The sequence below is a fragment of the Yersinia vastinensis genome, from assembly GCF_902726565.1.
GTDB classification, from domain to species: Bacteria; Pseudomonadota; Gammaproteobacteria; order Enterobacterales; family Enterobacteriaceae; genus Yersinia; species Yersinia vastinensis.
On the sequence record NZ_CACVAF010000021.1, the window covers coordinates 1 to 18705 of the forward strand.

The following is an 18705-nucleotide window of genomic DNA, read 5'->3' on the forward strand; positions in this document are numbered from 1 at the left end:
TTCTCTGTTCTCTTTGCCGGTCACTTAACTACTTGATTCGTTGTGTGCCGTCTCGATGGATGCGCATTATAGGGAGTTCTGAGCTGCCCGCAACCGCTAATTTCAATAAAAATGACTGTTTGCTGCATTCCACAGCAAAACCCCGCCTTATACCCTGTTGTACACAAACTTATCCACAGATTGAATCTGAACTCAAAATTGACGAGCATCGCGCAATCGTTTTCGCTACAATTCCTCGCGTTGAAAAACGTAACCTTGTTGGCAAAGTTGGGACGTTATCTGAATCTGTTCTTCTCTTTATAGCGCTATATAGATAGAAGAGATCCACGTAACGCTCTATTGATTGATTGCGAAGAACAACTGCGACTCCAAAGCCAAGGGATAAAACCATGCAACAACGCCGCCCAATCCGCCGTGCTCTACTCAGTGTCTCTGACAAAGCCGGGATCATCGAATTCGCCACTGCACTTTCACAACGTGGTATCGAGTTACTTTCCACTGGCGGGACCGCCCGTCTGCTGGCTGATGCTGGTCTGCCAGTAACAGAAGTTTCTGACTACACCGGTTTCCCAGAAATGATGGACGGACGCGTTAAGACTTTGCATCCCAAAGTACATGGCGGCATTCTAGGCCGTCGTGGTCAGGATGATGGCATCATGGCTCAACATAATATCCAGCCAATTGATATTGTGGTTGTGAACTTATATCCGTTCGCTCAGACGGTCGCCCGCCCTGATTGCTCACTAGAAGATGCAGTGGAGAATATCGATATCGGTGGCCCAACCATGGTGCGCTCCGCCGCTAAGAACCACAAAGACGTCGCGATTGTCGTTAAGAGTAGCGACTACCCAGCAATTATTGCTGAACTCGATGAAAATGAGGGTTCACTGACTTATCCAACCCGTTTCGATCTGGCGATTAAAGCTTTCGAACACACCGCCGCCTACGACAGCATGATTGCCAACTACTTTGGTGCGCTGGTTCCGCCTTATTATGGCGACACTGAACAACCTGCTGGCCGCTTCCCTCGGACTCTGAATCTTAACTATATAAAGAAACAAGATATGCGCTACGGTGAGAACAGCCACCAGAATGCCGCCTTCTATATAGAAGAAGATATTAAAGAAGCCTCCGTTGCCACAGCACAACAATTACAAGGTAAGGCGCTCTCTTATAACAACATCGCTGATACCGATGCCGCACTTGAGTGTGTGAAAGAGTTCAGCGAACCTGCCTGTGTCATCGTCAAGCATGCCAACCCATGTGGCGTCGCAATTGCTGATTCTCTGTTGGCAGCTTACGACAAAGCGTATAAAACTGACCCCACATCGGCTTTCGGCGGTATTATTGCTTTTAACCGTGAGCTGGATGCTGAAACCGCAAACGCCATTATCAGCCGCCAGTTTGTCGAAGTGATTATTGCCCCCTCTGTCAGTGCCGAGGCACTGGCGCTGTTAGCTGCCAAACAGAATGTTCGCGTTCTGACTTGCGGTCAGTGGCAAGAACATACTGCCGCGCTGGATTTCAAACGCGTCAATGGCGGTTTATTGGTGCAAGATCGTGATTTAGGTATGGTGACCGCAGCAGATCTGCGTGTGGTATCCAAACGCCAACCGACCGAGCAGGAGCTACGTGATGCGCTGTTCTGCTGGAAGGTTGCCAAGTTTGTTAAATCTAACGCCATTGTTTATGCGCGCGATAATATGACCATCGGCATAGGCGCAGGCCAAATGAGCCGTGTGTATTCAGCCAAAATCGCCGGTATCAAAGCGGCCGATGAAGGTTTGCAGGTGGCAGGCTCCGCCATGGCATCCGACGCGTTCTTCCCGTTCCGCGACGGTATTGATGCCGCTGCGGCCGTAGGTATCACTTGTGTCATCCAGCCTGGTGGCTCTATCCGTGATGACGAAGTTATTGCTGCCGCGGATGAACACGGTATTGCCATGATCTTTACCGACATGCGCCATTTCCGTCATTAATTAAACCTCTTGTCTAAGTGGGGTATGCGCTCTGGTGTATATCCCACGGAGTTATCCAAATGAATATTTTGATTATTGGCAATGGCGGGCGCGAACATGCACTGGGCTGGAAAGCAGCACAGTCACCTTTAGCGGATAAAATTTATGTCGCCCCAGGTAATGCAGGGACGGCACTGGAGCCTCGGCTAGAAAACGTGGATATCGCTGCTACCGATATCGCGGGTTTACTGGCTTTTGCGCAAAAGCATGATATTGGCTTGACTATCGTCGGTCCAGAAGCTCCGCTGGTGATTGGTGTCGTTGATGCTTTCCGTGCAGCGGGCCTAACCATCTTTGGCCCAACACAAGCGGCCGCGCAGTTAGAAGGTTCTAAGGCTTTCACCAAAGATTTTCTGGCACGCCACAATATCCCAACCGCGTTTTATCAGAATTTCACCGAGGTCGAACCGGCTTTAGCCTATGTTCGTAAGATTGGCGCCCCCATCGTGATTAAGGCTGATGGGCTGGCTGCGGGCAAAGGTGTGATCGTCGCCATGACGCTGGAAGAGGCGGAAACCGCTGTTCACGATATGCTGGCAGGCAATGCATTTGGTGATGCAGGCCATCGCATTGTTGTGGAAGAGTTCTTGGATGGCGAAGAAGCCAGCTTTATTGTCATGGTTGACGGCGAGAACGTGCTGCCAATGGCAACCAGCCAAGACCATAAACGCGTGGGTGATGGTGACACCGGCCCGAACACCGGTGGTATGGGAGCTTATTCTCCCGCCCCAGTTGTCACAGATGAAGTTCATCAGCGCGTCATGAGTCAGGTTATCTGGCCAACCGTGCGTGGCATGGCAGCAGAAGGCAATGTTTATACCGGCTTCCTCTATGCTGGTTTGATGATTTCCGCAGATGGGCAACCGAAAGTTATCGAATTCAACTGCCGCTTTGGTGATCCTGAGACCCAACCCATTATGCTACGGATGCGTTCAGATTTAGTTGAGCTATGTTTAGCCGGTGCACAGGGCAAACTGGATGAGAAAACCTCTGAGTGGGATGAGCGCCCATCACTGGGTGTTGTTCTGGCCGCTGGCGGTTATCCGGGTGAGTATCGTCAGGGTGATGTTATTCACGGATTGCCACAGCAAGAAGTGGCCGACGGGAAAGTATTTCACGCCGGAACCAAGCTCGATGGCCATAATAACGTCGTAACCAGCGGCGGCCGAGTGTTATGTGTTACAGCGCTCGGAGCTACCGTCGCTCAAGCACAACAACACGCTTATAAACTTGCTGAGAATATTCAGTGGGAAGGTGTTTTCTGCCGTAAAGATATTGGCTATCGTGCAATTGCTCGGGGTAAATAACTCGCGAGAAAGATAATAGTCATCACTTCGAAGGGTACCGTTCGCGGTGCCCTTTTATCTTTGTATTACAAACTGCCGGCAGTAGGTTCCCAGCGGCAGAAATCTTGGTTGGCCACTAATAGCAATTGTTGACCTTCAGGTGAGTCCAGCCACGCAATCCCCAGAGGTTCTGTGCTATTCGCACCTCGCTTATTCAGCCATGCCTGCGAATTATCATCAAGGCTCAGACGTAATGTCTTTCCAGCACAGGTCGTCACGATCCCTTCCTGCCAACGCCCCTGAATTAACTTAACGTTTCCGGCACGCAGCGCACTACTTAACTCCAGGATCCGTTTGGCTTCCAATTGGTAAACTGCAATATTATCGGCAGAAAGTTGCTCACGCCGTGTCGCTAATTGGCGCTGCATAAAACTGACCTGACCTTGTTCATCAAAACGTAATTCGACACTTTGTGGGTTTTGCCCCAAATCATTACGTCGGATTTCCCGTAATAAGCCATTTTGATATTCGTAAAAGGTCACGCGGGTATTATCCCCAGAATAGGGGCTGTAGACGCTCATCAGCATTTGTGGTTGCTGCTGCGCATTATCCTGACGCCATAAACGAACGACACCGTTATCGGCGATATATCCGCTGGCGCTAAATTGGGGGGTGCCCGACTGACTGCTACAGGCGCTGAGACCAAAAACTAAACCGAGGGTCATCAGCACCCGCTGCATAAACAAAAGGGGCTTTGCCACCCCTATGTTTATTATTTTCACTGACACACTATGACTTAACAGCGTCTTTCAGTGCTTTACCAGAAACAAACGCTGGCACATTAGCTGCAGCAATTTTGATTTCTTTACCGGTTTGTGGGTTGCGGCCAGTGCGCTCACTACGATGGTTTACTTTGAAAGTACCGAAACCAACCAATTGTACTGCATCACCCTCTTTCAGAGATTCAGTAATTGCACCCAAAGTGGACTCCAAAGCTGCTTTAGCTTGTACTTTAGAAAGGTCCGCTTTCTCCGCGATTACGTCAATCAGTTGAGTCTTATTCATAAGTTATCCTTACAGTGTGTTTATCGTTTGCAAAGCATCGAGTGCGACGGATATGCCGATTGACAGCACTCTCCTGCATACACGCACCGATAGCCACTTTTTTTCGCCCCCCAAATGTAGAACAGACAGGGGGCAGATGTGAAGCCTTAAGACGTGACAAATCAGGCGTTAAATCACGTTTTCTTGCCTTATTGCGCTAAATTTATGCCAATGTTGCTAACAGCCGCTTCCCGCAGGTCAGATCGTAACCCTTTGATCAGATCTAGGTCGCGCTCTTCACAGTCAGCTAACAGGCGGAAAATCTCCCATTGGATATCCCATTCTTCTTCAATCGCGGGCAAGATTTTCAGTTCTTCATCGGTCATTTCTTTGCCAGCTAACGTCATCTCCAACATCGCCACAGTGCGGATTGACGTCTCGCTGATAGCGATAGCATGCTCTAGGGTTTCGCCACTCAAACGCGAATGAATAGCTTCACCTAATGCAATACATGCATCGATAGCAGGGTAAACACCGTAGATAGCATAGTCATCAGCAGAAGGAATTGCCTCTTCCAATTTCTCTAACTGGCTATCAAAATTGACCTTAGCATCCTTTACCACCAATGTTTCCCAGATAAGATCCAGAATACGCCGGTAAACCGCCGGATCACCGAACTCGGTCTCCAGACAAAATTGCTGATAGTTGGGATACATCCGCTCGCACAAGCAAGCCATGAAAGTCAGATGTTGCCAACTTTCTAGCTTTTCGAGACGTAGATGAATCGGATTACGTATCATGATGAGTTCTCATTATTCATTATCTGCGCGGCAGTGTACCCGAAATTAAATCATATCCCTACGCTTGCCAAGAAAATCAGGATTTTTCCATAACCCAGCGCTGAAATAGCGGACGGTTTGATGCGATAGCATCCGCCCAACGTGTCGGTTCTGGCAAGCGGTAACCAGCCATGCAGTGCTGAACCCATACCAGTGAACTTGCCACACTCACCCGATGACCGGGCGAAATAAACAGTGGATTGCAACGTGTTTTGCTGCGCCAGACCCAACCAAGCTGCTCGTCACCATCCACCAGCGGCTGAACGGCACCATTATCACTGTTCAATGGCAAAAATTGCCCGCATAGGCGGCTTTTAGCAACACCAATCGTTGGAACATCTGCGAGCAAACCAAAATGGCTGGCAACCCCCAAACGACGAGGATGCGCAATACCCTGGCCATCAACAAAAACTAAATCGGGCTGTTGTTGCAACTGCTCCCAAGCGGCTAATAATGCAGGATATTCACGAAAAGAAAGTAAACCGGGGATATACGGCAGTGAAGTTGGCACTCGAGCAACCTGATATTCCACTAGCTCAAGCGAGGGATAACGCAAAATGGCAATAGCAGCACGGGTTATTTCCCCCTGCTGCTCAAAACCCACATCGGCCCCGGCAATAAAGCGCACTGACTCGCAAGCAATATCATCTTGAAGATACACTTCAGATGCCCGCTGCCGCTGTTCTTCCCGTAGCGCTTGAGTGTCGATCATCCGTCTTGTTATCCGCTAACTTATTGATGATACGGCTTGGATAAGCGATGTACCGCATCAACGAATACTCCAGCATGCTCTGGCGGAACATCCTGATGAATACCGTGCCCTAGGTTAAAGACATGCCCTTCGCCTTGACCAAAACTCGCTAAAATAGTGCTAACTTCCTGCTCGATACGCACAGGTGGCGCATAAAGAATGGAAGGGTCCATGTTGCCCTGTAGAGCCACTTTATCCCCGACTCGACGCCGTGCATCAGCAATGTCCGTGGTCCAATCCAACCCCAAGGCATCGCATCCGGTGGCAGCCATAGCTTCAAGCCACTGCCCACCGCCTTTAGTGAACAGGGTCACCGGCACTCGCCGCCCGTCGTATTCACGGACCAAACCATCAACAATTTTGTGCATGTAGTGCAAAGAGAATTCGAGGTAATCGCGGCCGGTCAAGACACCGCCCCAAGTATCAAAAATCATCACGGATTGCGCCCCCGCTTTGATTTGGGCATTCAGGTACAAAATGACGCTATCCGCCAGTTTATCCAGCAACAGATGCAACGTGTGCGGTTCGGCATACATCATTTTCTTTAGTTTAGTGAAGGCCTTACTGCTCCCCCCCTCAACCATGTAGGTCGCCAATGTCCATGGGCTACCAGAGAAACCGATCAGTGGAACCTCACCTTTCAGTTCACGGCGAATTGTCCTCACTGCATTCATGACGTAACCCAATTCTTGTTCAGGATCAGGGACGGGGAGCTTTTCAACATCAGCGCGGCAGGTAATAGGGGAATGGAAACGAGGACCTTCACCCGTTTCAAAATAAAGTCCCAAGCCCATTGCATCAGGAATTGTCAGAATGTCGGAAAACAGAATCGCCGCATCCAGCGGGTAACGACGCAATGGCTGCATTGTCACTTCACAGGCCAATTCAGCATTTTTGCACAGTGACATAAAATCCCCGGCAACAGCGCGAGTGGCTTTATATTCTGGCAAATAGCGGCCTGCCTGACGCATCATCCATACCGGAGTCACGTCTACCGGTTGGCGTAATAAAGCACGCAGATAGCGATCGTTTTTCAACTCATTCATGTGGGGCTCCCTTAGTTATCTGGCGCTACTGTTTTATCTGGCGCTATTGTAGCATGCCAGCTTTAGCTGTCCTGTTCGCTACGACACAATGCGACGGTATCTTCAATTAGCCGACGGGCTACTGTGCCCGGAGGTGGCAGCAATGGCAATTGGTCATAACGATACCAACCGGCATTCAGCAACTCTTTAGGATCATGACGTAGCTCGCCGTGATCATAATCGGCCATAAACGCCATCATCAATGAATGCGGAAACGGCCAAGGCTGCGATGTGACATAGCGAAGATTTTTAATATGAATATTACTTTCTTCCAAGACTTCACGGGAAGCGGCCTGCTCCAACGTTTCACCCACTTCAACAAACCCCGCCAGTACGGTGTTAATACCACCACGATGACGAACATGCTGCGCCAATAAAATCTCATCGCCACGACGAATAGCAACAATAACGCAGGGCGCTATTTGTGGGTAATAACGTTCACGGCAATGATTACACAGACAGGCCCACTCGGTGCGGCTGGCGTGCATTTGATGCCCACAATAACCACAATAGCGATGAGAGCGATAAAACTCGGCTAATTGCACACCACGCCCAGCCAATTGAAACAAACCGCGATCCACATCCAGCAATTGCCGTACTGACCCCATATCTGCAGACATCATCTGGCGGATAAGCCAAACCGCCTGCCCTTGCCATTCCCCAATTTGTCTGGCAGTTGCGCCTTGTAATGACCAATTGGCCGCATTGCCCTGCGGCAACTCTCCTTTTGGTAACCATAATTTGTTGTCATGACTGACAATCCACCAGCCACTTTCTTTACCTGTAAGTTGTAGTTCCATATCGTTGTTGCACAACCTCGACTTCACTGGCAATCTAGGATCCGGTTTGTTACATTTTTGTAACCCACTATTACTTTTTCTTACTCATGGAGTCGCTTATGCTCAACCGATTAGAAAGCCTGACTCAACGCGTTGGCGGCAGTAATGAATTAATTGATCAATGGCTTCATGCACGTAAAGAACTTTTAGTTTCGTATTGCGCAGTGATCGGTATTAAGCCGCAAAAAGAAAAGCATACCCCGCTTAATGAAAAAGCGCTGGAGAACTTTTGCCATAATCTGGTGGATTATCTCTCCTCCGGACATTTTCATATCTACGATAGAATAATCAAACAGGTAGAAGGGGCGTCCAGCCCGAAAATGGCGCTAACGACCAAAGTATATCCTGCGTTAAAAAATAACACTCAAACTATCATGGCATTCCATGATCGTTATACAAACATTGAGATAGACCAAGATAGCTGCACTGAATTCCAACAAGCTTTATCTGATATCGGCGAGGCACTGGATGCCCGTTTCAGGTTGGAAGATCAATTAATTCAATGGGCAGCAGAATCATGGCAAGCCGCTCAACCGGTAAATAGAGAAGGGTTAGCAAATTAACTCAGTTCTATAAGCTGATTTTTATTCAATCTCAAATACCCAAAGACTTGGAATTGCAAGCAGCGGCCTCGTAGAAGCGAGGCCCATGGATGGGGCGAGTAATAAACGTCGCGAGTCCCCCTGCAATTTCAAGTAAGAAGGGTATATACTGAGGACTCTTGTCGGAGTGCCTAGCACCTGCTTTCTTAGGGAAGCAAACGCAGGCTGAGACCGTTAATTCGGGATCCGCGGAACCTGATCGGGTTAATACCCGCGAAGGGAACAAGAGTAATTTATCGCTACAGGCCCGTCTTCACCTTAAAGGTGGCTGCCGGTCACTGGCCAACATCGTTACTCCCGCCAAGCTCCAGACAAGCAATTTTCCCTATAAACCACACTGGTAGGAATTTGCTATGTCTAATAATACAACTCAAAGTGCATCACACCCACGCCATGCTATTCCCCGCAAGCAAGTGCGCGAAGAAGCTCAACAGTTTATCGATACCCTACAAGGGGTAACTTTCCCCAATTCTCAACGTATTTACCTGCAAGGCTCACGGGCCGATATCCAAGTTCCGATGCGGGAGATCCAACTCAGTCCAACGTTGATTGGCGGCAGTAAAGACTCCCCACGCTACGAAGATAACGAAGCGATTCCGGTTTATGACACCTCCGGCCCTTATGGCGACCCGAACGCAAAATTGGATGTCCACACCGGTTTACCCAAATTGCGTGATAGCTGGATAGCGGATCGTCAGGATACTGAAGCACTGGCCTCCGTCAGCTCTGGTTTTACCCAGCAACGTTTGGCAGATGAAGGTTTGGACCATTTGCGCTTTGAACATCTCCCGCGCCCTAAAAAAGCTATTGATGGCAAATGTGTTACACAACTGCATTACGCCAGAGCCGGTAAAGTGACGCCGGAGATGGAATTTATTGCCCTACGAGAAAATATGGGCCGTGAGCGGATTCGTGGCGAAGTGTTACGCCACCAGCACCCGGGACAAGCCTTTGGTGCCAATTTACCGGAAAACATCACGCCGGAGTTTGTTCGTCAGGAGGTCGCCGCTGGGCGTGCGATTATCCCCGCCAATATCAACCACCCCGAATCTGAACCCATGATTATTGGCCGTAACTTTTTGGTAAAAGTGAACGCCAATATCGGCAACTCTGCCGTGACCTCCTCTATTGAAGAAGAAGTGGAGAAATTGGTATGGTCCACTCGCTGGGGCGCGGATACTGTGATGGATTTATCCACCGGCCGCTATATTCATGAAACTCGTGAATGGATCTTGCGTAATAGTCCGGTCCCCATTGGCACCGTACCCATCTATCAAGCACTGGAAAAAGTCAACGGCGTAGCAGAAAACCTAACTTGGGAAATGTTCCGCGATACCTTGTTAGAGCAAGCAGAGCAAGGGGTTGACTACTTCACTATTCATGCCGGCGTATTATTGCGTTATGTGCCGATGACTGCCAAGCGACTGACCGGGATTGTTTCCCGTGGTGGGTCAATTATGGCGAAATGGTGTCTCTCCCATCATCAGGAAAATTTCCTCTATCAGCATTTCCGTGAGATTTGCCAGATTTGTGCCGCCTATGACGTTTCATTATCACTGGGTGATGGCCTGCGCCCTGGTTCTATTCAAGATGCCAATGATGAAGCCCAATTTGCTGAGTTACACACCTTGGGAGAATTAACCAAGATTGCTTGGGAATATGATGTGCAGGTAATGATCGAAGGCCCCGGACATGTACCGATGCAGATGATTCACCGCAACATGACCGAAGAACTGGAACACTGCCACGAAGCGCCATTTTATACACTAGGGCCACTCACCACGGATATCGCCCCGGGTTATGATCATTTCACATCAGGTATTGGTGCGGCGATGATCGGCTGGTTTGGTTGCGCCATGTTGTGTTATGTCACGCCAAAAGAACATCTTGGCCTGCCCAATAAAGATGATGTAAAGCAAGGCCTTATTACTTATAAAATTGCCGCCCATGCTGCAGATTTAGCGAAAGGCCACCCCGGCGCACAGATCCGCGATAATGCCATGTCAAAAGCTCGCTTCGAATTCCGCTGGGAAGATCAGTTCAATCTGGCACTGGACCCTGAAACTGCTCGTGCTTACCACGATGAAACTCTGCCGCAAGAGTCAGGCAAAGTTGCCCATTTCTGCTCCATGTGTGGGCCGAAATTCTGCTCGATGAAAATTTCTCAGGAAGTGCGTGACTATGCCGCAGCCCAAGAGGCAGAGACTCAAACAATCCAGCTCCAGCCCTCACGGCAAAATCAACAATCAGGTATGGAACAGATGTCAGCCGAGTTCCGCTCCCGTGGCAGTGAGCTATACCATAGCCCAGCCAATCTAAAAGCAGAGGCCAATAATGAACCCATCTAATCATGCTTCCTTTTCCGCGGAGAAAGGTTTCCCTGCAACCCAACAGTATCTCGGCCTATATCCGGTCGTTGACTCACTGTTGTGGATAGAACGGCTGCTGGCAGTCGGCGTAACCACCATCCAATTACGTATTAAAGATTTAGCTGACGCACAAGTCGAGCAAGACATTGCAGCCGCGATTGAATTAGGTGAACGCTATAAAGCACGCCTATTTATCAATGATTACTGGCGGCTGGCGATTAAACATGGCGCTTATGGCGTGCATCTGGGGCAGGAAGATCTGGAAACCACTGATTTAGCCGCCATTCAGCAGGCCGGATTACGGCTGGGCGTCTCTACTCACGATGCACATGAACTGGCAATCGCCAAAGCTGTACGCCCCTCCTATATCGCTATGGGTCATATCTTCCCGACACAGACTAAACAGATGCCGTCAGCACCACAGGGGCTATCAGTGCTCAAGCAGATGGTCGACAACACTCCTGATTACCCCACCGTCGCTATCGGCGGTATCAGTATTGCGCGCGTTCCTGCCGTGTTGGCAACCGGTGTCGGCGGTGTAGCGGTAGTCAGCGCCATTACTCAGGCCGATGACTGGCAGCAGGCGACCGCACAATTGCTGCACCTGATTGAAGGCAAGAGGCTAAATGATGATAAACACGCATGAACTGAATGACAGCGAATTCTTGCGCTATAGCCGCCAATTATTGCTCGAAGACATTGGCCCTGAAGGCCAATTGCAGCTAAAAAGTGCCAGTGTGTTGATCATAGGGCTGGGTGGGCTGGGTTCCCCCGCGGCATTGTATCTGGCAGCAGCCGGTGTGGGCCGCTTGCTATTGGTTGACGATGACCAGCTCGAATTGACTAATTTGCAACGTCAAATTCTGTACCGCACCACCGATATCAGCCAGACCCCGGACAGTAAAAATAAGGCCCGATTAGCACAACGTCATCTGCAAAACCTCAACCCACTGATCGAAGCGATTGCATTTGATACACGACTGGCGGGGAAAGCATTGATTGATGCCGTCGCTGGCGTTGATTTGGTGCTTGATTGCAGTGACAACATGGAAACACGCCATCAAGTGAATGCAGCCTGCATCACTGCGCAAAAGCCATTAATCAGTGGCAGTGCGGTGGGGTTTAGTGGGCAGTTGCTGGTGATAGAGCCGCCTTACTCCTATGGTTGCTACGCCTGCCTTTATCCAGATAAAGAACTGCCACAGCGAAACTGCCGTACAGCCGGTGTATTAGGGCCTGTTGTGGGGGTGATTGGCACCTTGCAAGCTCTCGAAGCCATCAAAATGTTGGCAGGACTGCCTTCGCCATTAAACGGCAAATTGCGGTTATTCGATGGTAAGCAACAAAGCTGGAGCACTTTGCAACTGACACGGGCAGTACATTGCCCCGTCTGTGGAGGTGGATGGTGACAACAAACCACATGCGCATTGTGCTCAACGACCAACCGTTAGAGGTTGAGACTGATATCACCGCTGACAAGCTGCTCAATCAGCTAAATCGCCACCAGCCGGGTACCGCACTGGCGATTAATCAAGTCATCATCCCCCGCTGTCACTGGGAAGAATGCCAGCTATGCGAGGGAGATAACATTTTGCTATTCCAAGCGATTGCCGGGGGCTAACATGCTGAAAATCGCCGATACCACATTTACCTCGCGTCTATTTACCGGGACGGGCAAATTTGCCACCGCTGAATTAATGCTGGAAGCACTGCAAGCCTCTGGCTCTCAGTTGGTCACTATGGCAATGAAACGCGTGGACCTCCACGCCGGTAACGATGCCATTCTGGCGCCGTTACGCCAATTAGGGGTGCGCTTACTACCTAATACCTCTGGAGCAAAAACTGCACAGGAAGCGGTTTTCGCCGCTCGACTGGCACGAGAAGCACTGGGCACCCATTGGGTGAAACTGGAGATTCATCCGGATGTGAAGTATTTGCTACCAGACCCAATAGAAACCCTGAAAGCTGCCGAAACACTGGTGAAAGAGGGTTTTGTCGTTTTGCCTTACTGCGGCGCTGACCCGGTATTATGTAAGCGATTGGAAGAGGTTGGCTGTGCTGCCGTGATGCCACTGGGAGCGCCCATTGGCTCAAATTTGGGACTACGCACTCGCGACTTTCTGCAAATCATCATTGAGCAAGCGAAAGTCCCGGTCGTGGTGGATGCCGGAATTGGGGCACCCAGCCACGCTCTTGAGGCGATTGAGTTGGGCGCTGATGCCGTTTTGGTGAATACCGCCATTGCTGTTGCTCACTCACCAGTACACATGGCGCAAGCATTCCGGCTGGCCGTTGAAGCGGGCACCTTAGCACGACATGCTGGTTTAGGCCCGAGCCAACGACAAGCCAATGCCACCAGCCCCTTGACTGGTTTCCTTAGTCTGCTTGAGGAAAACAGTCATGTCTGAAGACTTCACTCAGCGTTGGCGGCAATTAGATTGGGACGATATCTCACTGCGCATCAACAGCAAGACTGCCGTGGATGTTGAACGGGCGATAAATGCGATTAAACCCACTCGCGATGATTTGATGGCTTTAATTTCACCCGCAGCATTAGCCTATTTGGAACCCATGGCGCAAAAAGCACAACAACTGACTCGCCAGCGCTTTGGCAATACCGTCAGTTTTTATGTGCCGCTTTATCTCTCTAATCTGTGTGCCAATGATTGTACTTATTGTGGTTTTTCAATGAGTAATCGCATTAAGCGCAAAACCTTGGATGAGGCGGAAATCATTCGTGAGTGTGAAGCCATCAAAGCGCTGGGCTTCGAACACTTGCTATTGGTCACTGGAGAGCATCAGGCAAAAGTCGGGATGGACTACTTTCGCCGCCATTTCCCGACGATCCGCAGCCAATTCAGCTCACTGATGATGGAAGTTCAACCATTGGCTGAAGCAGAATATGCGGAACTAAAAACTCTGGGATTAGACGGCGTGATGGTTTATCAAGAAACCTATCATCCGGCCACTTATCAACAACACCATTTACGCGGCCAGAAACAAGATTTTCACTGGCGGCTAGCAACGCCGGATCGCTTGGGACGTGCGGGGATCGATAAGATCGGATTAGGTGCTTTAATTGGGCTATCAAACAGTTGGCGCACTGACTGCTACATGCTGGCGGAACATCTGTTCTACCTGCAACAAACTTACTGGCAGAGCCGCTATTCTATCTCGTTCCCGCGTTTACGGCCTTGCGCCGGGGGCATTGAACCCGCCTCTCTGATGAGTGAGCCACAACTGCTGCAATTGATTTGTGCTTTTCGCCTGTTTGCGCCAGATGTGGAATTGTCCTTATCGACCCGCGAATCACCTTTCTTCCGCGATAACGTGATTCCGGTGGCGATTAATAATGTCAGTGCAGGCTCGAAAACTCAGCCGGGAGGATATGCAGATAATCACCCGGAGCTTGAACAGTTTGCTCCGCATGATAATCGGACTCCAGAGCAGGTTGCACAGGCATTGACACTTTCTGGGCTACAGCCAGTCTGGAAAGATTGGGACCGTCATTTAGGCCGATCTCTTTCCTAGACTCCGTGTTTTCGTCCTGAAAAATAAGCAAAAAAAACCGCCCCGAAAGGAGCGGTTTTTACGTTGGTGACGAACAAAGAGATTAGTCTTTGCTGTTACCAAAACCAGCGTTGAGCAATTCAGCCAGGTTAGCAGTCGCTTCATCCGCGCTAACTTGCGGAGCCACTGGAACTTCACCCAGAGCTTTGCGACGCATACGATCCTGGTGATAAGCATAACCAGTACCGGCTGGGATCAGACGGCCAACGATGACGTTTTCTTTCAGGCCACGCAGTTCATCACGTTTACCGGCAACAGCCGCTTCAGTAAGAACACGTGTGGTTTCTTGGAACGAAGCCGCAGAGATGAAGGATTCGGTCGCCAAGGATGCCTTGGTGATACCCAGCAGGTCACGTGTGAACGTAGCCTCGATTTTGCCTTCAGCTGCCAGCTTACGGTTAGCGATTTTAACGCGAGACATTTCTGCCTGCTCGCCTTCCAAGAAGTCGGTGCTACCTGCATCAACGATGGTGCCTTTACGCAGCATCTGACGAACGATAACTTCAATGTGTTTATCGTTAATCTTAACGCCTTGCAGACGGTAAACTTCCTGCACTTCGTTGGTGATGTAACGGGTCACGGCGTGAACGCCACGCAGACGCAGAATATCGTGTGGAGATTCTGGGCCGTCGGAAACCACGTCACCGCGTTCTACAACTTCACCTTCGAACACGTTGAGCTGACGCCACTTAGGAATCATCTCTTCGTATGCATCGCTACCATCTAACGGTGAAATCACCAGACGACGCTTGCCTTTGGTCTCTTTACCGAACGAGATGATCCCGCTGATTTCAGCCAGGATTGCAGGCTCTTTCGGACGACGTGCTTCGAACAAGTCAGCAACACGTGGCAGACCACCGGTAATATCCTTGGTACCGCTTGATTCCTGAGGAATACGCGCCAAGGTATCACCCGCACCGATCTGAATACCGTCTTCCAGCTGAACAATCGCTTTACCTGGCAGGAAGTACTGAGCAGGCATATCTGTACCTGGGATCAATACGTCGTCGCCTTTGGCATCAACAATTTTCAGTGCCGGACGCAGGTCTTTACCGCTACCGGTACGTTCTGCGCTGTCCAGTACGACCAGAGAAGACAAACCAGTCAGTTCGTCGGTCTGGCGAGTAATGGTCTGGCCGTCAACCATGTCCGCGAAGCGAATGAAACCGCTCACTTCGGTCACAACTGGCATGATGTGCGGATCCCAGTTAGCAACGGTTTCGCCGCCCTGAACTTCTGCACCATCGCCTTTACCCATGACAGCACCGTAAGGCACTTTGTAGCTTTCTTTAGTACGGCCGAATTCGTCGATCAGCTTCAGCTCAGTGTTACGAGAAGTAATCACCAGCTTGCCAGCTGCATTGGTAACGAACTTGGCGTTGCTCAGTTTCAAGCTACCTTTGTTCTTAACCTGGATACTAGATTCTGCTGCCGCACGAGATGCCGCACCACCGATGTGGAACGTACGCATCGTCAGCTGGGTACCCGGCTCACCGATGGACTGTGCTGCAATAACACCAACTGCTTCACCTTTGTTGATGATGTGGCCACGTGCCAGGTCGCGACCATAGCAGTTAGCACACACACCGAAGTCAGTTTCACAGCTTACTACGGAGCGAACTTTAACGCTGTCGACGGAGTTTTCTTCTAACAGATCACACCATTTTTCGTCCAGCAGGGTGTTACGCGGAACCAGAATATCAGCCGTACCCGGCTTGATAACTTCTTCTGCGGTCACACGACCCAGTACACGATCACGCAGTGGCTCTTTAACATCACCACCTTCGATAACCGGGGTCATCACGATACCGTTATGGGTACCACAATCGTCCTCAGTCACCACCAGATCCTGTGCCACGTCAACCAAACGACGAGTCAGGTAACCGGAGTTCGCAGTTTTCAATGCGGTATCCGCCAAACCTTTACGCGCACCGTGGGTTGAGATGAAGTACTGAAGTACGTTCAAACCTTCACGGAAGTTCGCGGTGATTGGCGTTTCAATGATCGAACCATCTGGCTTAGCCATCAGGCCACGCATCCCTGCCAGCTGACGAATCTGTGCAGCAGAACCACGCGCACCGGAGTCGGCCATCATAAAGATGCTGTTGAAAGACACCTGCTGTTCGACAACGCCGTCACGGTTGACAACATCTTCAACAGACAAGTTATCCATCATCGCCTTGGCAACACGTTCGTTAGCCGCGGCCCAGATATCGATCACTTTGTTATAACGTTCGCCTGCTGTTACCAGACCGGATTGGAACTGTTCCTGGATCTCGGCAACTTCAGTTTCAGCTTCTTCGATGATCCCTGCTTTCGCTTCTGGGATAACCATGTCATCGATGCCTACAGACGCGCCTGAGCGTGCTGCATAAGCAAAACCGGTGTACATGATCTGGTCAGCAAAGATAACCGTTGGTTTCAAGCCCAGGATGCGGTAACAAGTGTTCAGCATCTTGGAAATTGCTTTTTTGCCCAGCGGCTGGTTAACGATAGAGTAAGGCAGGCCTTTCGGGACGATCATCCACAAAATAGCACGGCCAATAGTCGTATCGATGATGCTGGTACGCGAAGTGCTTTCGCCTTCGGTATTACGAATTTCTTCAGTAATACGGACTTTTACCCGGGCATGCAGAGATGCCAAGCCAGCGCGATAAATACGCTCCGCTTCTTTCGGGCCAGTCAGTACCATGCCTTCGCCTTTAGCGTTAACACAGTCGCGGGTCATGTAATACAGACCCAATACAACGTCCTGAGAAGGAACGATGATTGGCTCGCCGTTCGCTGGTGACAGGATGTTGTTGGTCGACATCATCAACGCACGCGCTTCTAACTGAGCTTCCAGTGTCAGCGGTACGTGAACAGCCATTTGGTCACCATCGAAGTCGGCGTTATATGCCGCACAAACCAGTGGGTGCAACTGGATTGCTTTACCTTCGATCAGAACCGGTTCAAACGCCTGGATACCCAAACGGTGAAGGGTTGGTGCACGGTTCAGCAGTACTGGGTGTTCGCGGATAACTTCATCCAGAATATCCCAAACAACCGCTTCTTCACGCTCAACCATCTTCTTGGCAGCTTTAATGGTGGTAGCAAGACCACGCAATTCCAACTTGCCGTAAATGAACGGTTTAAACAGCTCAAGAGCCATTTTCTTAGGCAGACCGCACTGATGCAGACGCAGGTATGGACCAACGGTAATAACCGAACGACCTGAGTAGTCAACACGTTTACCCAGCAAGTTCTGACGGAAACGACCTTGCTTACCTTTGATCATGTCAGCCAGTGACTTCAACGGACGCTTGTTAGAGCCGGTAATAGCACGACCGCGACGGCCGTTATCCAGCAATGCATCTACTGCTTCTTGCAGCATACGCTTTTCGTTACGTACGATGATGTCAGGAGCAGCCAAGTCCAGCAGGCGTTTCAGACGGTTGTTACGGTTGATCACGCGACGATACAAATCGTTCAGGTCAGATGTCGCAAAGCGACCGCCGTCCAGCGGAACCAATGGGCGCAGATCTGGCGGCAGCACAGGCAGCACGGTCAGGATCATCCACTCTGGCTTGTTGCCAGACTGTACGAACGCTTCCAGCAACTTGATACGCTTGGTCAGCTTCTTACGCTTGGTTTCAGAATTTGTTTCGTTTAATTCTTCACGCAGGATCTCGCATTCCGCTTCCAGATCCATGTTTTTCAACAGGGCCTGAATAGCTTCGGCGCCCATTTTCGCGTCGAACTCATCACCAAACTCTTCCAACGCATCCAGATACTGCTCTTCAGTCAGGATCTGGCGACGTTCTAAGTTGGTCATACCGCCTTCAACCACCACATAGGATTCGAAGTACAGTACACGTTCGATGTCACGTAATGGCATATCCAGCAGCAAACCGATGCGAGATGGCAACGATTTCAGGAACCAGATGTGCGCAGTTGGAGACGCCAGCTCGATGTGACCCATACGCTCACGGCGTACTTTGGTTTGAGTCACTTCAACGCCGCATTTCTCACAAATAACACCGCGGTGTTTCAAACGCTTGTACTTACCGCACAGGCATTCGTAATCTTTTACTGGGCCAAAGATACGGGCGCAGAAAAGGCCGTCACGTTCTGGTTTGAACGTACGGTAGTTAATGGTTTCCGGCTTTTTAACTTCACCGAACGACCATGAACGGATCATGTCTGGCGAGGCCAGAGCAATTTTGATCGCATCAAACTCTTCGGTCTTAGTTTGCGCTTTCAGAAACTTTAATAAGTCTTTCACGGATTGGCTCCTGTCGGAGTTAGACCTGATAGGCGCCC

General features: G+C 50.2%; 16 protein-coding genes and 1 riboswitch. Of the genes, 9 read left to right on the plus strand and 7 right to left on the minus strand.

Translation table 11 applies throughout. The features are described from left to right. The first annotated feature begins 389 nt into the window (after positions 1-389). Positions 390-1979 (plus strand): bifunctional phosphoribosylaminoimidazolecarboxamide formyltransferase/IMP cyclohydrolase, encoded by a 1590-nt coding sequence (gene purH, locus HUZ92_RS20085; RefSeq protein WP_145579909.1) that lies wholly within the window; start codon positions 390-392, stop codon positions 1977-1979. A 59-nt stretch (positions 1980-2038) separates the two neighbouring features. Continuing rightward, positions 2039-3325, plus strand: a complete 1287-nt coding sequence (purD, locus tag HUZ92_RS20090; RefSeq protein ID WP_050101921.1) for a phosphoribosylamine--glycine ligase — start codon at positions 2039-2041, stop codon at positions 3323-3325. Between the two features lie 65 nt (positions 3326-3390). Here purD and HUZ92_RS20095 read toward each other — a convergent pair whose 3' ends face one another. The 6 genes from HUZ92_RS20095 to nudC all read right to left on the minus strand — a co-directional run bounded on the left by HUZ92_RS20095 (position 3391) and on the right by nudC (position 7823). Then, positions 3391-4044, minus strand: coding sequence for a DUF1481 domain-containing protein (locus tag HUZ92_RS20095; RefSeq protein WP_050101920.1), 654 nt, complete (start codon positions 4042-4044; stop codon positions 3391-3393). A 49-nt stretch (positions 4045-4093) separates the two neighbouring features. Beyond that, positions 4094-4369 carry a nucleoid-associated protein HU-alpha gene (hupA, locus tag HUZ92_RS20100; RefSeq protein WP_050101919.1) on the minus strand — a complete coding sequence of 92 codons (276 nt, stop codon included), beginning with the start codon at positions 4367-4369 and terminating at the stop codon, positions 4094-4096. A gap of 188 nt (positions 4370-4557) precedes the next feature. Further along, positions 4558-5148 (minus strand): YjaG family protein, encoded by a 591-nt coding sequence (locus HUZ92_RS20105; RefSeq protein WP_050101918.1) that lies wholly within the window; start codon positions 5146-5148, stop codon positions 4558-4560. Between the two features lie 76 nt (positions 5149-5224). Further along, a complete protein-coding gene (gene nfi / locus HUZ92_RS20110) occupies positions 5225-5899 on the minus strand; it encodes a deoxyribonuclease V (RefSeq protein WP_128451965.1) in 675 nt (224 codons plus the stop codon). A 20-nt stretch (positions 5900-5919) separates the two neighbouring features. Continuing rightward, a complete protein-coding gene (gene hemE / locus HUZ92_RS20115) occupies positions 5920-6984 on the minus strand; it encodes a uroporphyrinogen decarboxylase (protein ID WP_145525089.1) in 1065 nt (354 codons plus the stop codon). 62 nt (positions 6985-7046) lie between these two features. Further along, complete coding sequence (nudC, locus tag HUZ92_RS20120; protein ID WP_050101916.1) at positions 7047-7823, minus strand: NAD(+) diphosphatase; 777 nt, start codon at positions 7821-7823, stop codon at positions 7047-7049. A 98-nt stretch (positions 7824-7921) separates the two neighbouring features. On the opposite strand from nudC, the gene HUZ92_RS20125 reads away from it, so the two are divergent. The 7 genes from HUZ92_RS20125 to thiH all read left to right on the plus strand — a co-directional run bounded on the left by HUZ92_RS20125 (position 7922) and on the right by thiH (position 14364). Beyond that, on the plus strand, positions 7922-8425 hold the full coding sequence (locus tag HUZ92_RS20125) for an Rsd/AlgQ family anti-sigma factor (protein WP_050101915.1): 504 nt from the start codon (positions 7922-7924) through the stop codon (positions 8423-8425). Positions 8426-8577: 152 nt separating this feature from the next. Continuing rightward, positions 8578-8703: riboswitch (TPP riboswitch) on the plus strand. A gap of 114 nt (positions 8704-8817) precedes the next feature. Beyond that, positions 8818-10812, plus strand: coding sequence for a phosphomethylpyrimidine synthase ThiC (thiC, locus tag HUZ92_RS20130; protein ID WP_050101914.1), 1995 nt, complete (start codon positions 8818-8820; stop codon positions 10810-10812). Further along, complete coding sequence (gene thiE, locus HUZ92_RS20135) at positions 10799-11479, plus strand: thiamine phosphate synthase (RefSeq protein ID WP_050101913.1); 681 nt, start codon at positions 10799-10801, stop codon at positions 11477-11479. The genes thiC and thiE overlap by 14 nt, the downstream gene beginning before the upstream one ends. Beyond that, positions 11463-12242 carry a HesA/MoeB/ThiF family protein gene (locus HUZ92_RS20140; RefSeq protein WP_050296436.1) on the plus strand — a complete coding sequence of 260 codons (780 nt, stop codon included), beginning with the start codon at positions 11463-11465 and terminating at the stop codon, positions 12240-12242. Before thiE ends, HUZ92_RS20140 begins: the two co-directional genes overlap by 17 nt. Then, positions 12239-12454: a sulfur carrier protein ThiS gene (gene thiS / locus HUZ92_RS20145; RefSeq protein ID WP_050101923.1), complete on the plus strand. Its 216-nt coding sequence runs from the start codon at positions 12239-12241 to the stop codon at positions 12452-12454. The genes HUZ92_RS20140 and thiS overlap by 4 nt, the downstream gene beginning before the upstream one ends. Position 12455: 1 nt before the next feature. Next, positions 12456-13241, plus strand: a complete 786-nt coding sequence (locus tag HUZ92_RS20150; protein WP_050101912.1) for a thiazole synthase — start codon at positions 12456-12458, stop codon at positions 13239-13241. Beyond that, entirely contained in the window at positions 13234-14364 is a 1131-nt protein-coding gene (thiH, locus tag HUZ92_RS20155; RefSeq protein ID WP_050101911.1) for a 2-iminoacetate synthase ThiH, read from the plus strand. Before HUZ92_RS20150 ends, thiH begins: the two co-directional genes overlap by 8 nt. 82 nt (positions 14365-14446) lie before the next feature. Here thiH and rpoC read toward each other — a convergent pair whose 3' ends face one another. Continuing rightward, a complete protein-coding gene (gene rpoC, locus HUZ92_RS20160; RefSeq protein ID WP_050101910.1) occupies positions 14447-18667 on the minus strand; it encodes a DNA-directed RNA polymerase subunit beta' in 4221 nt (1406 codons plus the stop codon). Positions 18668-18705 lie beyond the last annotated feature (38 nt).

What these genes read in the sequence shown, in the direction of transcription:
- purH (WP_145579909.1), top strand. Translation starts at nt 390, where the DNA reads ATGCAACAACGCCGCCCAATCCGCCGTGCTCTACTCAGTGTCTCTGAC.
- purD (WP_050101921.1), top strand. Translation starts at nt 2,039, where the DNA reads ATGAATATTTTGATTATTGGCAATGGCGGGCGCGAACATGCACTGGGC.
- HUZ92_RS20095 (WP_050101920.1), bottom strand. Translation starts at nt 4,044, where the DNA reads ATGCAGCGGGTGCTGATGACCCTCGGTTTAGTTTTTGGTCTCAGCGCC.
- hupA (WP_050101919.1), bottom strand. Translation starts at nt 4,369, where the DNA reads ATGAATAAGACTCAACTGATTGACGTAATCGCGGAGAAAGCGGACCTT.
- HUZ92_RS20105 (WP_050101918.1), bottom strand. Translation starts at nt 5,148, where the DNA reads ATGATACGTAATCCGATTCATCTACGTCTCGAAAAGCTAGAAAGTTGG.
- nfi (WP_128451965.1), bottom strand. Translation starts at nt 5,899, where the DNA reads ATGATCGACACTCAAGCGCTACGGGAAGAACAGCGGCAGCGGGCATCT.
- hemE (WP_145525089.1), bottom strand. Translation starts at nt 6,984, where the DNA reads ATGAATGAGTTGAAAAACGATCGCTATCTGCGTGCTTTATTACGCCAA.
- nudC (WP_050101916.1), bottom strand. Translation starts at nt 7,823, where the DNA reads ATGGAACTACAACTTACAGGTAAAGAAAGTGGCTGGTGGATTGTCAGT.
- HUZ92_RS20125 (WP_050101915.1), top strand. Translation starts at nt 7,922, where the DNA reads ATGCTCAACCGATTAGAAAGCCTGACTCAACGCGTTGGCGGCAGTAAT.
- thiC (WP_050101914.1), top strand. Translation starts at nt 8,818, where the DNA reads ATGTCTAATAATACAACTCAAAGTGCATCACACCCACGCCATGCTATT.
- thiE (WP_050101913.1), top strand. Translation starts at nt 10,799, where the DNA reads ATGAACCCATCTAATCATGCTTCCTTTTCCGCGGAGAAAGGTTTCCCT.
- HUZ92_RS20140 (WP_050296436.1), top strand. Translation starts at nt 11,463, where the DNA reads ATGATAAACACGCATGAACTGAATGACAGCGAATTCTTGCGCTATAGC.
- HUZ92_RS20150 (WP_050101912.1), top strand. Translation starts at nt 12,456, where the DNA reads ATGCTGAAAATCGCCGATACCACATTTACCTCGCGTCTATTTACCGGG.
- thiH (WP_050101911.1), top strand. Translation starts at nt 13,234, where the DNA reads ATGTCTGAAGACTTCACTCAGCGTTGGCGGCAATTAGATTGGGACGAT.